Origin of the sequence: Haematomicrobium sanguinis DSM 21259 (genome assembly GCF_000688395.1) — a bacterium.
Lineage (GTDB): Bacteria > Actinomycetota > Actinomycetes > Actinomycetales > Micrococcaceae > Haematomicrobium > Haematomicrobium sanguinis.
In genome coordinates this window covers 17,495-30,937 of sequence record NZ_JIAG01000009.1, presented here as the reverse complement: position 1 = coordinate 30,937, position 13,443 = coordinate 17,495, and the positions used below count along the sequence as shown (strand labels likewise).

At 62.6% G+C, this 13,443-nt stretch carries 15 protein-coding genes and 1 riboswitch; of the genes, 1 reads left to right on the top strand and 14 read right to left on the bottom strand.

The window, feature by feature from the left end:
• Window positions 1-28 precede the first annotated feature (28 nt).
• The 5 genes from trpC to hisI all read right to left on the bottom strand — a co-directional run bounded on the left by trpC (window position 29) and on the right by hisI (window position 3,867).
• Window positions 29-880 (bottom strand): indole-3-glycerol phosphate synthase TrpC, encoded by an 852-nt coding sequence (gene trpC / locus O148_RS15845; RefSeq protein WP_051620047.1) that lies wholly within the window; start codon window positions 878-880, stop codon window positions 29-31.
• Entirely contained in the window at window positions 881-1,177 is a 297-nt protein-coding gene (locus O148_RS0109030; RefSeq protein WP_026530647.1) for an HGxxPAAW family protein, read from the bottom strand. It lies immediately after the preceding gene.
• A gap of 93 nt (window positions 1,178-1,270) precedes the next feature.
• Window positions 1,271-1,867 carry a Trp biosynthesis-associated membrane protein gene (locus O148_RS0109025; protein WP_026530646.1) on the bottom strand — a complete coding sequence of 199 codons (597 nt, stop codon included), beginning with the start codon at window positions 1,865-1,867 and terminating at the stop codon, window positions 1,271-1,273.
• A gap of 12 nt (window positions 1,868-1,879) precedes the next feature.
• The gene (locus O148_RS0109020) at window positions 1,880-3,490 is read right to left on the bottom strand and encodes an anthranilate synthase component I (protein WP_026530645.1); all 1,611 of its coding nucleotides are present in this window, start codon (window positions 3,488-3,490) and stop codon (window positions 1,880-1,882) included.
• Window positions 3,487-3,867 carry a phosphoribosyl-AMP cyclohydrolase gene (gene hisI / locus O148_RS0109015; RefSeq protein ID WP_035745641.1) on the bottom strand — a complete coding sequence of 127 codons (381 nt, stop codon included), beginning with the start codon at window positions 3,865-3,867 and terminating at the stop codon, window positions 3,487-3,489. The genes O148_RS0109020 and hisI overlap by 4 nt, the downstream gene beginning before the upstream one ends.
• Before the next feature lie 50 nt (window positions 3,868-3,917).
• On the opposite strand from hisI, the gene O148_RS0109010 reads away from it, so the two are divergent.
• Entirely contained in the window at window positions 3,918-4,562 is a 645-nt protein-coding gene (locus O148_RS0109010) for a TIGR03085 family metal-binding protein (protein WP_026530643.1), read from the top strand.
• 105 nt (window positions 4,563-4,667) lie between these two features.
• Here O148_RS0109010 and hisF read toward each other — a convergent pair whose 3' ends face one another.
• From hisF to O148_RS0108965, 9 genes are all read right to left on the bottom strand, one after another.
• Complete coding sequence (gene hisF / locus O148_RS0109005; RefSeq protein ID WP_026530642.1) at window positions 4,668-5,438, bottom strand: imidazole glycerol phosphate synthase subunit HisF; 771 nt, start codon at window positions 5,436-5,438, stop codon at window positions 4,668-4,670.
• A 1-nt stretch (window position 5,439) separates the two neighbouring features.
• Window positions 5,440-6,285 (bottom strand): ATP phosphoribosyltransferase, encoded by an 846-nt coding sequence (hisG, locus tag O148_RS0109000; RefSeq protein WP_026530641.1) that lies wholly within the window; start codon window positions 6,283-6,285, stop codon window positions 5,440-5,442.
• Between the two features lie 81 nt (window positions 6,286-6,366).
• On the bottom strand, window positions 6,367-6,630 hold the full coding sequence (locus O148_RS0108995) for a phosphoribosyl-ATP diphosphatase (protein ID WP_026530640.1): 264 nt from the start codon (window positions 6,628-6,630) through the stop codon (window positions 6,367-6,369).
• On the bottom strand, window positions 6,627-7,163 hold the full coding sequence (ribH, locus tag O148_RS15840) for a 6,7-dimethyl-8-ribityllumazine synthase (protein WP_075204335.1): 537 nt from the start codon (window positions 7,161-7,163) through the stop codon (window positions 6,627-6,629). The genes O148_RS0108995 and ribH overlap by 4 nt, the downstream gene beginning before the upstream one ends.
• Entirely contained in the window at window positions 7,160-9,076 is a 1,917-nt protein-coding gene (gene ribB, locus O148_RS17110) for a 3,4-dihydroxy-2-butanone-4-phosphate synthase (RefSeq protein ID WP_084157231.1), read from the bottom strand. The genes ribH and ribB overlap by 4 nt, the downstream gene beginning before the upstream one ends.
• A 3-nt stretch (window positions 9,077-9,079) precedes the next feature.
• The gene (gene ribD, locus O148_RS0108980) at window positions 9,080-10,138 is read right to left on the bottom strand and encodes a bifunctional diaminohydroxyphosphoribosylaminopyrimidine deaminase/5-amino-6-(5-phosphoribosylamino)uracil reductase RibD (RefSeq protein WP_026530639.1); all 1,059 of its coding nucleotides are present in this window, start codon (window positions 10,136-10,138) and stop codon (window positions 9,080-9,082) included.
• Window positions 10,135-10,827 carry a nicotinamide riboside transporter PnuC gene (pnuC, locus tag O148_RS0108975; RefSeq protein WP_026530638.1) on the bottom strand — a complete coding sequence of 231 codons (693 nt, stop codon included), beginning with the start codon at window positions 10,825-10,827 and terminating at the stop codon, window positions 10,135-10,137. The genes ribD and pnuC overlap by 4 nt, the downstream gene beginning before the upstream one ends.
• Window positions 10,828-10,933: 106 nt before the next feature.
• Window positions 10,934-11,084: riboswitch (FMN riboswitch) on the bottom strand.
• Window positions 11,085-11,204: 120 nt separating this feature from the next.
• Window positions 11,205-11,882 carry a ribulose-phosphate 3-epimerase gene (gene rpe / locus O148_RS0108970; protein WP_026530637.1) on the bottom strand — a complete coding sequence of 226 codons (678 nt, stop codon included), beginning with the start codon at window positions 11,880-11,882 and terminating at the stop codon, window positions 11,205-11,207.
• Window positions 11,879-13,441, bottom strand: coding sequence for an RsmB/NOP family class I SAM-dependent RNA methyltransferase (locus O148_RS0108965; RefSeq protein ID WP_240470841.1), 1,563 nt, complete (start codon window positions 13,439-13,441; stop codon window positions 11,879-11,881). Before O148_RS0108965 ends, rpe begins: the two co-directional genes overlap by 4 nt.
• Between the last annotated feature and the right edge of the window lie 2 nt (window positions 13,442-13,443).

Below are 13,443 nucleotides of genomic sequence, written 5' to 3'. Positions count from 1 at the left end.
ACGCCGTGTCCTGAATTCTCTGTGTTCTTCATGCTGATGACTTACCTGTCCTGGCGGTCGGTGCGACCTCTGCCTGAGCTGCCCGCGCCCGAGCACCCACCGCCGTAAATTCTTCCGTGGCGCCGCGCGGATCGGAGTTCTTGACCAGGGCTTCTCCCACCAAGGCCGCGCGCGCGCCGTAACGGGCATAAAACTCAATATCGTGGACGCCGCTGACACCGGATTCGGCCACAATCACGGTCCCCTCCCCGACGCTCTCAAGCGCGGGAGCGAGGTCGGCAAACACTTGGCGGTCCACATCCAGGGTCTTCAAGTTGCGCACGTTGACCCCGAGAATCCGCGCATTGACCGCCTGAGCGCGCTCGATCTCCTCCGCGGTGTGCGTTTCCACGAGCGCGGCCATCCCCAATTCGGCCGCAAGGTCGCTGAAATCCCGCAATTGCGCGTCATCCAGTGCCGCAACAATAAGCAACACCATGTCCGCACCGTGCGCCCGCGCTTCGTAAAATTGGTACTCATCAACCATGAAGTCTTTGCGCAGAACCGGCACGTCGACCGCCGCGCGCACGGCGTCTAAATCTGCCAGGCTGCCGCCGAATCGGCGTTCTTCGGTCAGCACGCTCACCGCGGCAGCGCCTCCAGCGGCATACTGCGCGGCCAAACCCGCAGGATCAGTTATGGACGCCAATTGACCCTTGGACGGGCTCGAGCGCTTCACCTCGGTAATGAGCGCGAATTCGCGCGAAACCAAGGAGCGATAGGCGTCGCGGACGGGCCGGGCCTGGGCTGCTAGGCGTTCAACCGCGGCCAACGGATATGCGGCCCGACGGGCGGCTAGGTCTTCCTTGACGCCGTCGATAATGTGGTCAAGGACGCTCACTCAGTGGTCGCTTTTCAGCTTGTCCCCACCAACTCCATAACCTGCGCGGCGCATGATCCAACCCACAATCAGACCAATCGCCACCACCACCAGTCCAGCCCAGAACATTGCGATTCCCACGTTCCGGTCGGCGGCACTCGTGACAATAAAGCCGATGCAGGACACGATCACACCGATGATCATGATCGTGACACATGCCCATGCGGCCGGGGTGCTTCCGTGTCCCAGAGGCTCATCGTGGATGCTCTTGTTCTCATCCACGTTGCTTTGGTTCTTCACGGCGGCGTTGTTGGCCATCGATTTTTCTCCTCGAAATATGGGCGTCAAGCAAAAAGTACGTCGCCCCTTATTCTGCCACTAACTTGGCCTCGACTTGCACATCGGGGCGCCTCAGTCGACGGTGGGGTCCTTGCCGACGCTCAGATCGTCCCAGCGGTCGATGGCTTCATCCTTGCGGTGGGTGCTGCTGGGCCGGGTTTTCGCACCCGCCCGTTCAAAACGAGCGCCGGTCCCTCCCGTGCGCGCCCACAGACCTGCCCGGATGACCATCACGACCCCGACCAGGCCCATCGCTATCGCCAGCACGAGCGCGATACTTGGTAGCGCGTTGATCGCCAGTTGCGTGTCGTCTCCGCCTTGAATGCCGGTTGCTTCGCCAATTTTCGTGGCGGCCGCACCGGCCGGGTTGCCAAGAAAGGACACAATATTAAGAACGACGGCGATACTCGCCACCACAATGAGCGCACTACAAATTCGCGCCAGTACCGGACGGGAAATGGCCGCGGCAAGCGCGGCCGCCGCGGCCACCAGCGCGAATGCGGTCACCCCGGTTGCCATTTGCGAGCCCTGCACCGGAATATCCGGGGTTTGCACCGCCGTGGAGGGAACGGTGGCGACCAGCCAGGTTTGCGTCGTGAGTGCGACGCAGCCCAGCGCGAATGCGACGGCAAGCACCACAAGCGTCGATTTGCTCAGCAGACGTTTCATGAAGCGTTTCCTTTAGCTACTTGTAGCACGGTGACCGGTGGTGGTTGCGTCCAGCACGTCATTTGCGTTGCGCAGACCTTTTGCCGCGACCGCGGCGGCGAGCGGGGCTCGCGCCTTATTAAGGGACTCGAGGGCCTCCGCCGTGTCTACCGAATCGGCGACGATTCCGCCGCCGGCTTGAACGTAGGCGCGGGAATCGCGGATAAGGGCAGTACGGATCGCAATGGCCATATCCATGTTCCCGGCAAAGTCGAGGTACCCGGCCACCCCGCCGTACACGCCTCGCTTCACCGGCTCGTATTCGTCGATGAGCTGGAGGGCGCGTGGTTTGGGCGCGCCGGAGAGAGTTCCGGCGGGGAAGGTGGCGCGTAGCGCGTCATAGGCGGTGGCGTCGGGTTTGAGTTCGCCAACGACCGTGGACACGAGGTGCATGATGTGGCTGAACCGTTCGATGTGCATGAATTCGCTCACGCTCACGGTACCCGGCACGCACACTTTCGAGAGGTCGTTGCGGGCAAGATCCACCAGCATGAGGTGCTCGGAGCGCTCTTTCGTGTCGGCAAGTAACTCGGCTTCTAGCCGTTTGTCCGCTTCAACGCTGTCCCCGCGCGGACGCGATCCGGCGATCGGATGGGTGATCGCTTCGCGTCCATGAACGGTCACCAGCGCTTCGGGAGAAGAGCCCACAACGTGATAGGCACGCCCGTCTGAGGGGTCCTCAAAGTTGAAGAGGTACATGTACGGGCTGGGGTTCCAACTGCGCAGCATGCGGTAAACCGGCAACGGGTCAGGGGTGGTTTCCGCCTCGAAACGGCGGGCAAGCACCAGTTGGAACACGTCGCCGTCGACAATATTGTCTTTGCTCGCAGCAATCGCGTCCAGGTAGGCGCTCTCATCCCAGCTCTCCTTGACCTGTTCGCCCCCGGCATCCAGGTGCGTGGCCGGCGCCGTCTCGAATGCCGACACTTCCGGGGTCATGGGGGCGTCCATGCGCGCAACCGTGGCTTTCAGCCGTTGGACACAATCGAGCCAGGCTTCATCGACGCGATCGTCGCTCGCGTCAAAGTTAATGGCGTTGGCAATGAGCGTGACCGTGGAGTCCACGTTGTCCATGACGGCCATGTCGGTGACCAGGTTCATGGCCATTTCCGGGAGGTCAAGGTCATCGACGGGCGCGTGCGGCAACTTTTCCCAGTGCCGCACCGCTTCCCAGCCCACATAGCCCACCATTCCGGAGCTGAAGAACGGCAGTCCCTCGACGGACGGGGTGTGGAGCAGGCGCATGGTCTCGGCAAGCACATCGACACTTGGCCCCGTGGTTGGAAGACCCGCAGGCACGGTGCCCATCCAGTGTGCTTGGGTCCCTTCGGCACTCAGTGTGGCGGCGCTGTTGACGCCGATGAACGAATAGCGCGCCCACGCTCCGCCCTGTGCGGCGCTTTCGAGCAAGAAGGTGCCGGGTCTGCCGTCGCTCAGTTGACGGTAAAGGCCAATGGGGGTGTGCGAGTCCGCTAGCAGGCGCACGGTCACCGGGATGACGCGCCGGTCGCGGGCTAGCTCACGGAATTCCTCAAGGGTGGGTCTGATATGTCCCAGCGGGGCTTGGTCAGCACTTGTGCTCATGGCGTCTGGGTCTCAATGGGTGCCTGCCCGACAACGGCTCCGAGGTCCCGTCCGTCGAAGCAGGTTCGCGTCCCGGTGTGGCACGCGGCACCGATTTGCTCTACTTGGACGAGTAACGCGTCCCCGTCACAGTCCAACGCCACGGATTTGACCCACTGGGTGTGACCGGAAGTGTCGCCTTTGCGCCAGTACTCTTGGCGCGAGCGCGAGTAATAGGTGGCGCGCCCCGTTGTGAGTGTTCGGTTGAGCGCTTCCTCATCCATCCAGCCCAGCATGAGCACATCTTTGCTCTCGTGGTCTTGGACAATGGCGGCAACCAGGCCTGCCGGGTCCTTTTTCAGGCGTGCGGAGATTTCTTCGGGGAGATTTGCAGACATCGCGCTCAATTCTAGCCGCTTGGCGGTAGCGGCATGCTAATTTCAAGTTGATGGACTTTGTACAGCCTTCCCGCGAGCTCTTAGCCGAAACATTGATTGCGGCCGGACCTCAGGATCCCACGCTGTGCGAGGGTTGGGACACCCGCCATCTGGCCGCGCACCTCTATGTACGCGAGCATCAGCCGCTCGACGCTCTGGGCATGCTTGGCGGCCCGCTCGCTGCCCGCACCGACAAGGCCATTAACTCCCTGGCCGACGCCGCCGTCACGGTCGCGGAGTTCAATAACCTCGTGGCGAAATTTCGGCGCGGACCCGGCCGGTTCTCCCCCATGAGAATCAAGCGCGTGGACCGCGCCGCGAACACCATCGAGTACTTTGTTCACACCGAGGATGTGCGGCGCGCGCAAGAGCGCTGGGTGCCCCGAGCACTCGATGAGGATTACACCGAGGTGCTCTGGAGCGAACTGATCAAGCGCGCCGGGATGCTCTACCGCGGTGTCGACCTTGGCATTATTCTGGTTCGCCCCGACGGGCCCCGGCACGTGGTCAAGAAGGCCGAGAGCGCCGTCGCGATCACCGGGGAACCGGCCGAATTGCTCATGCATGCGCACGGCCGGCAAAAGCACGCACTCGTCACTCTCGAGGGCGATGAAGACGCCGTCGCGCTGCTGACCAGCGCACAAATCGGCCTCTAACCCCCTCCCCCCCCAATCGACTGTGCAGAACACGCACGCGACACGCCGTAAAACCGTGCATTATCTGCACAGTCGATTTCGAGTGTGCACGGTCATTCCCCGGCGTTAGCGAACTTCGTAGCCCGCTTCGCGAATCGCGCTCTTGACCTCGTCAATGGCATGGGGTCCTCCGAAGTGGAACACGGAGGCCGCCAACACCGCATCCGCTCCGGCCGCAATCGCCGGAGGGAAGTGCTCGGGTGCGCCGGCACCGCCGGAGGCAATAAGCGGAACCGAGACTACCTCGCGCACGGCGCGAATCATTTCGGCATCAAAGCCCTGTTTGGTCCCGTCGGCGTCGATGGAGTTCAACAAGATTTCGCCGACTCCGCGCTCTTGCGCTTCCTTAGCCCATGCCAAAGCGTCTATTCCGGTGCCTTTCCTACCGCCCATGGTGGTGACTTCAAAGCCCGACGGCGTGTGGTCGCCTTGGGTGCGCCGGGCGTCAAGCGAAAGGGTCAAGACTTGCGAACCGAAGCGTTCGGCGATCTCGGTGATAAGTTCGGGGCGGGTCACCGCAGCCGTGTTCACCGCCGCCTTATCGGCGCCTTCGCGCAAAAGCCGATCGACGTCGGCGACCGAGCGGACTCCCCCGCCGACGGTGAGCGGGATGAAGATTTCTTCGGCAGCGCGGCGCACCATGTCATAGGTGGTTTCGCGCTCGGCGCTGGAAGCCGTAATGTCCAGGAAGGTCAGCTCATCCGCGCCGTCCACACCGTACCGGCGGGCTAGTTCGACGGGGTCGCCCGCGTCGCGAAGATCCTGAAAGTTCACCCCTTTCACCACGCGCCCAGAGTCCACGTCCAGACAGGGGATTACTCGCACTGCAACGCTCATTTTAAATCCTGCTGGCGTGAATATTGGTGACCAAGATTGCCCGGGCTCCCAGTTCGTAGAGCTGATCCATGATCTTGTTCGTTTGGGTGCGCCGAATCATCGCGCGCACCGCGACCCACTCGGGATTGGCCAATGGCGAGACGGTGGGTGATTCCAGACCCGGCGTGAGCGCACACGCCTCATCGGCCAGCGCCTTGGGCACGTCATAATCCAGCATGACGTATTCGCGGGCAACGATGACGCCCTTGAGTCGGCGGACCAGCACGTCGAGGTCGCTCGATGGCGCCACCGTGTTTTGCGCGATCAAAACCGCTTCCGAGGTGAGAATCGGCTCGCCAAATACATCCATTCCGGCGGCGCGCAAGGTGTTCCCGGTTTCCACGACGTCGGCAATGGCGTCGGCCACACCCAGCCGCACGGAGGATTCCACCGCTCCGTCCAGCCGCACCACATCCGCGGTGACTCCGTGCTGTTGGAGATAGTCTTCGAGCAGTGCGTCATAACTGGTGGCTATGCGCTTCCCTTCCAGGTCCGAGAGCCCCGTGAATTCCCCCGCCGGCCCGGCAAATCGGAAGGTTGACGCACCAAACCCCAGCGGCATGATCTCGGTGGCGTTCGCGCGGGCATCGAGAAAGAGGTCGCGCCCGGTTATTCCTACGTCCAGCGTGCCCGAGCCGACGTAGACGGCGATGTCGCGGGGACGGATGAAGAAAAATTCAATGTCGTTGTCCGGATCAACCAGCACGAGTTCGCGCGAGTCGCGACGTCCCCGGTATCCGGCTTCTTTGAGGAGTGTGCTGGCAGCTTCTGAGAGCGAGCCCTTATTGGGCACAGCGATTTTTAACATGGTGGTGTCCTTTGTGGTGAACGTGCATCGGCTTCTGCATAGCCACAGCGCGCCCCCATGAGTGGGGTGGTCGCGCCGTGGCTAGAGATGCTTGTAGACATCGTCCAGGCGGAGGTTTTTCGCCAGCATGAGTACTTGAACGTGGTAGAGCAGCTGCGAAATTTCCGCTGCGGTCTCATCCTGGCTCTCATACTCGGCGGCCATCCAAACCTCGGCGGCCTCTTCCACGATCTTCTTGCCGATCCCATGAACGCCCGAGTCCAGTTCTGCAACCGTACGGGAGTTTTCCGGCCGCGTCTGAGCCTTTTCGCTCAGCTCGGCAAATAGGGATTCGAAAGTTTTCACGCCTTCAAGGTTAACGGTGCCTGCGAGCTTTTTCCCAACCCGAGGCTGGCGAGCGTCACAATTGCCGCTTCAAACGCCTCATATCCCTTGTCTTCGCTGGCGCCGGGCCCACCGGCTCGCGCCACGGCCTGTGTCTCATTGTCCACGGTGAGCACACCGAATCCCACGGGCGTACCGGTTGAAACCGCGACCTGTGTGAGACCGGCGGTTGCCGCCTGGCACACATACTCAAAGTGCGGTGTATCTCCGCGAATAACGACGCCGATGCTCACCAGGGCGTCATGCTCGCCTGCCAGCCGCGCGGCAGCTACCGGAAGCTCAAACGAGCCGGGGACCCGGATAAGAGGTGTGTCCACGGGCAGAAAGGTGCGGGCGTGATCCGCCGCCCGCTGGGCACCGGCAATTAACGCATCCATGATTTGGGGGTGCCAAAGAGAAGCGATGATGGGAATCGAGAGGCCTTCGGCGCTCAGCTTTGCCAACGCGGGTAAGTACTCGTCCATGAGGCCGGTCGCGGCGCCGTCTTTGCTCATCCGTGGTTCTCCTTTATCTCTTCGCGGGGCCAGAGCTGCAGCCGGTGGCCCATGCGTTCTTGTTTGGTGCTCAGATAGGCGAGGTTCCCTGCGTGTACGGGTGTGGGCACATGGACGAGTTCAGTGACCGTGACGCCGTATTCTTCGAGGCTGCGCCTCTTGTCCGGGTTATTGGTGATGAGCCGGATGGTTGTTGCCTCAATGTTGATCAGGATGGCGGCCGCATCGGCATAGGTGCGGGAATCTGGCTCGTGGCCGAGGGCGAGGTTTGCCTCGATGGTGTCGAGTCCTCGGTCCTGCTCGGCATAGGCTCGAATCTTGTCGAAGAGTCCGATTCCGCGTCCTTCGTGTCCGCGCAGATATATAAGGTGGCCCCCGTTTGCCGCAATGACTTTCAGTGACGCCTCCAATTGATCGCCGCAATCGCAGCGCGTGGAGGAGAAAACATCACCGGTGACGCACTCGGAGTGCACCCGGACCAGTGCCGGGGCACTGGTGTTCTCGTGGGCGCGGGCTTGCTGGTCCGCATTCCACTGCTGTTCGTTCGAGGCAGGGGTTGGCGCGCTTAACACGAGATGTTCACCGCCCCTTTCGCTTAGGAAGGCCCGCGCGCTCATCAGTCCGGCGCTCGTTTCGACGTTTACCGCCGGTCCCGCCTCAACCCGCGGCAGTTGACCGGAGCCGCGTTCGCTCTCGGGGGTGTACTCGCACAATTGCTCAATAGTGATCATTGGCATGCCATGCTCGGTGGCAAACGTTTCTAACGTTGAACCGCGCATCATGGAACCGTCGTCCTGAGTGAGCTCGGCAATGACGGCTACGGGCCGCTTTCCCGAGAGTTCCATGAGTTCAATCGCCGCCTCGGTGTGCCCGGCCCGCGCATCGATTCCTTGCGGGTGTGCGCCGAGCGGAAACATGTGGCCGGGCCGGTGGAAGTGGGCAGGCACCGCGTCCGGGCTGGCCAGCGCACGAGCCGTGGCGGCCCGATCGGCTGCGCTGATACCCGTGGTGGTGCCTTCGCGAACGTCGCAGGACACCGCATAGTTGGTGCCTTTGGGGTCTTGGTTGTCGCTGACCATGGGTGGAAGATCAAGCGCGTCGAGCCGCTCCTTGGACATGGGCACACAAACGACCCCTGAACTGTGACGAATGGTGAAACCCATGAGTTCGGCGCTCGCGTCTTGGGCGGCAAAGATAATGTCGCCCTCGTTTTCCCGATCGTCGGCGTCCCGCACGATTACGGCATTTCCCGCAGCCAACGCCGCAATGGCAGCCTCCACGGTGTTGCTTCGGGACGTCTTCGGCGCATGGGCAGGGGCCTCGCGCCGCGACGTGAAAAGGTGCTTTGCCAGCACATCAAACTCGACGTTGACGCGATCCCCGACCGCAATTGTTCCGAGCGTGGTGTCGCGTAGCGTGACGGGGATGAGAGACACCTCGAACCAGTCCGGTCCAAGCGCGCTAACGGTCAGTGAAACCCCGTCTAGCGCGATGGAGCCTTTGGGCACCACGAGATCTGCGTGGTCGACGTCAAGGGCGAAGCGCAGCACGTCCCAGTCGCCCGCGTTGACTCGCCGAATCAGTGGCGCGATGGTATCGACATGGCCCTGGACGATGTGTCCGTCGAAACGTCCGGTGGCGCTCATGGCCCGTTCGACGTTCACTGCGTCCCCGGCCTTCAGAGATCCGAGTGTGGTTCGCGAGAGAGTTTCGCCCATGATTTCGACGCTCGCAACGCCATTGGTGGGTTCTTCCAGCGCGGTCAGACAGACGCCTGCCAGAGCGATGGAGGCTCCAGGGCCCAGCTGGTCGGCGGCGTCCTTCAATTTGACCGTGAGCCGTGTGATGTCGCGGTGAGAATCGGGAGAGATATCGAGAACGCAGCCCATTTCGCTGACAATGCCGGTAAACATTTTTCACCCTTCTTTCGGGATGGTCTGAAGTCTGAGATTAAGGTCGGCGCCGGTGCCCAGCCAGGCGGAAGCACCCATCCCGCTGGGATCCCACATCCACGATTGGCGCTCGCCGATGGAGTCGACGCCGGGAAAGGACACCGCGGGATTGCCTGAACCCATCAGGTCCGCGGCGACATAGGAAATGAATTGGTCCACCAGCCTGGCGCGCAAGAAGGAGGACACAAGCTTGCCGCCGCCTTCGATCAGTAGCGACCTCACCCCTTTGCGGTACAGGTGTCTCAGGTCTGAGGCGAGGTGCGCCCCCGAGAGACGAATGGTGGCCGGGTCATCAAGATGCGAGCCCGGTCGCAGGCTACGCATCCCGAAAACGACACGTGCCGGGCGCACGAGCGTGCGCTCTGAGGTGTCTCGAGCCGTGAGGCGGGGGTTGTCCGTGAGTGCTGTGGCCGCACCCACCGCGATGGCGTCGACGCGAGACCGCAACACGTGAGCATCCGAACGCGCCGCCGCGTTGGTGATCCATTTGCTGCTGCCATCACGGGCGGCGATGTACCCGTCAAAGGTTCTCGCCGATTTGGCAATCACAAAGGGCCGTTGCTCCCGTTTGGCCCGGAACCACCGGGCATTAAGTTGTTCGGCGAGGAGGCGAGAATCGGCTGGGAGCCGGGACTCGTCGTCGTACTTCTCCACCGTGACCCCACGCTCACGCAAGAAATCCGCGCCGCCGCCCGCTTCGGTGGGATCGCTCGCGAGGAACACCACCCGAGGTATGCCGGCGCGTGCGATGGTCTCGGCGCACGGCGGTGTGGTGCCATGGTGAGCGCACGGCTCCAAAGTGACCACCAGGGTTGCCTTGCTCAGATCAATGCCCGCGGCGCGTGCGGCCGCCAGAGCGTTGACCTCGGCGTGCGGCGATCCGGCACCGGGGTGAAAACCGGTTGCCGCGAGGTTTCCGTCGCGATCCAGGACGGCCGCGCCCACCAGCGGGTTGCGCGTGCGGGTGCCGCGAAGTGCCTGCTGGAGCGCCTCGGCCATGGCCCCTGCCGTCGGCTCGTTCACTCGGTTCCCTTGATGGTCGGATCCGGCATGGTGGTTTCAATCCGCGGTTTCGCGTTGGCGTTGGCGCGCCACCAGACAAAGAACCCGATGAGGGTGAAGACGCCGTAGAACACATACATGAACGCGGTGGCGTAATAGCCGGCCGAGAAGAGGAGCGGGACCCCGACAATGTCCACGGCGACCCAGATCAGCCAGAATTCGGTCCAGGCTTTCGCCATGCCGTAGGTGGCCAGGAGTGAACCGACAAAGGTCCAGGCGTCCGCCCAGACCGGTTCATATGAGCCCAAGGCAGCGAAAATCGGGGTGAGCAGCGCCGTGCCGCCGACTAGCGCGATGACAAGCAGGAGCCGTTCCTTACCGGTTGCCCAGCGCGGGGTGATCTGGTGGCTCGGCGAGTCTTTCGCTTGACGCCAACGGACCCAGCCGTAGATGGAGACGGCGATGAACATGATTTGACGCCCGGCTTGACCCAGGAGGTTGGCGGCCGAGTCTTGGCTGATGATGGAGCCGAGGAAGACCGTGAGGAGCAGAAGGTTGCCGATAATGCCGACCGGCCACGCCCAGACCTTGCGGCGCATTCCGCCGAGCGCGCTGGCAAGGCCGAAAACATTGCCGAGTACTTCGCGAACAAGCAGAGCAGACCCTGCTACAGGTATTTGAGCTTCAAAGAGCCACCGCAAAAAATCCAATCAAGTTCCTTCCCGTAGGCGGTGGCTCCGGGGGAACGTCAAGTCGGTGTGCGTTCAGGATCGCTGGGACCGCAAGCGAGTCCCCGCGCACCACAGCACACCGGTTGAACGTGCTTCTCCCATCCAGACTGTAACTGTCGGTACCGGAATTTCACCGGTTCAACCGTTCACGGCGTTGCTGCTGCTGCAGGTGCACTGTGAGCGGGTCGCGGACTTTGACCGCCGGTTCGGACTTTCACCGACCCCGGAGCACGTTTGTGTGTACATATTCTTACACAGGCACGCGCATGTTTATTCCCCCGACCCCTCGACTGTGTAGCAGTTATTGCCCATGTTGCGCGCTGCAAAGGGCATTAACTGCTACATAGACGAGGGAGTTAGGCGGGAGTCTCGTTGGCCGCGCGGTCCGCCAGATTACGCAGAGTGTCGACGGCATGGGCGGGATCGGGAGTGTTGTACACGGCGGAACCCGCGACGAAAACGTCCGCACCAGCCTCCGCCGCGCGGACAATCGTCTCGGGGTCGACTCCCCCATCTACCTGTAACGCAACCGGAATCCCGCTGCCGGCGATTGCGGTTGCTGCGGCCCGAATTTTCGGGAGGGTGATATCCAAAAATGCTTGGCCGCCAAAGCCGGGCTCCACGGTCATAATGAGGACCATGTCGAGTTCGGGAAGAAGGCTCAGGTACGGTTCGATCGGGGTCGCGGGGCGGAGCGCCATCGATGCCTTAGATCCGCGGGCGCGCAACTCCCGGGCCAGACGCACCGGCGCCTTGGACGCCTCCAGATGGAAGGTCACCGAATCCACACCGAGGTCCGCGTAGGCGGGGGCGTTACGGTCGGCGTCATCAATCATGAGATGCACGTCCAGTGGAATGGGGCTGACTTCTTGCAACCGTTTCACCACTGGCAGACCGAGCGTCAGGTTGGGCACAAAGTGGTTGTCCATGACGTCGATGTGCGCCGCGTCGGCATTGGAAATGCGATCGAGTTCGGCTTGCAAGTTCGCAAAGTCGGCGGACAGGATGCTGGGGTTGATGCGGCAGTGCGTCATGAACTCTCTTTCGCGTTTTTGCGGATCAATGCCAGGTACATGCCATCGGTGTGGTGCAGGTGTGGCCAGATTTGCGCGGTCGCTCCCTCTCCTGGCGTCGCCTGCGGGTTGCCGGCAGCGAGGTCAACTTTCGCCACCTCGTTTAACGCCGCGGGCGCGTCCAGGAGAGTCAGGTCGGTGTCTTTGCCCAGTTTGGACAGCACTTCTTGAACCACAAGGTCGGTTTCGCCGTGGTGCGGAGAGCACGTCACATACGCAACGACTCCCCCGGGCTTGAGCGCCTGGATGGCGGACGACAGCAGCGCTTCTTGAATGGGGATCAGTTGCCCGACGTCGCTGGGCTGGCGCCGCCAGCGCGATTCGGGTCGGCGCCGAAGCGCGCCAAGTCCGGTGCAGGGCGCGTCGACGAGAATCCGGTCGAAGGTTTCGGGTGTTTCCTCACCAAAGACCTGCCCGTCCTTCTCTTGCACATCCCACGCTCGTTCCGGCACCGCGGCCAAGGCGTTGCGCACCAATTCGGCCCGGTGCGCACTCGGTTCGTTTGCGCTCAGGTGAGCGCCGCGCTCTGCCGCTATGGCGCCCAGGAGCGCGGACTTGCCTCCAGGCCCGGCGCACATGTCCAGCCATTTTTCGGTCGGCGCGGTGCCGTCAACGGTTGATGCGGAGTGCACCTCGACATCCGCTAGTGCGCGGGCCACCAATTGCGAGCCCACATCCTGAACCCGCACGGTACCGGATTTGATCGAATCCAGGCGCGCCGGATCACCGCCGCTCCAGAGAGCCGAGCCGTCTACCAACTCTCCGGGGGTTGCTCCGGCAGATTCGGCCTCTTCGAGTGACCCAAGTCCTGGCAGGGCGACAAGGTTCACCACCGGAGCCTCATTGTCCGCTTCAAGGAGTTCCAGCAGCTCGGATTCTGGACGCCCGTGAGAAGTCAGCGCCTGCTTGAACGCGCGCACAATCCACGCGGGATGCGCGTGGCTGAGTCCGAGGGATTCGGCCTCATTTGGCGCGGATTCGGTGAGTTCGGTAAGCCACCCGTCGAGGGGCTTTTCCGAAACCTTACGTAAGACGGCGTTAACGAGTCCCGCGGGTCCGGCACCGATTTCTTGGCGAACCAGGGCGACGGTCTCATTCAATGCCGCATGGGTCGGCACCCGCATCGCGAGGACCTGGTGTACACCTAAACGGAGGGCGTCGAGGACGGCCGGGTCGAGATCTTTGAGCGGACGATCCACATTCCTAGACAAAATGGCGTCATAGGTGCCCTGGGCGCGCAACGCACCGTAGGTCAACTCCGTGGCGAACCCAGCGTCTCGCTTGTCCAAGCGGAAATCGCGGATCTTTCGCGGCAGAACGAGGTTCGCGTAGGCGTCATCGGCGCTCACGGCGCGAAGCACCTCGAATGCTGCAAGGCGTGCGGGATCCGAAGTGCGGCGGCGTTGCGACGGCGCTTGCGCGGAATACTGGCGAGAACCGCGTGGGGACCCGTTCGTGGAGCGGTGTCCACGATTGCGTTCTCGTCCGCGGTCGTTGCGGCGGGATGGTTTTTCTGGCACGT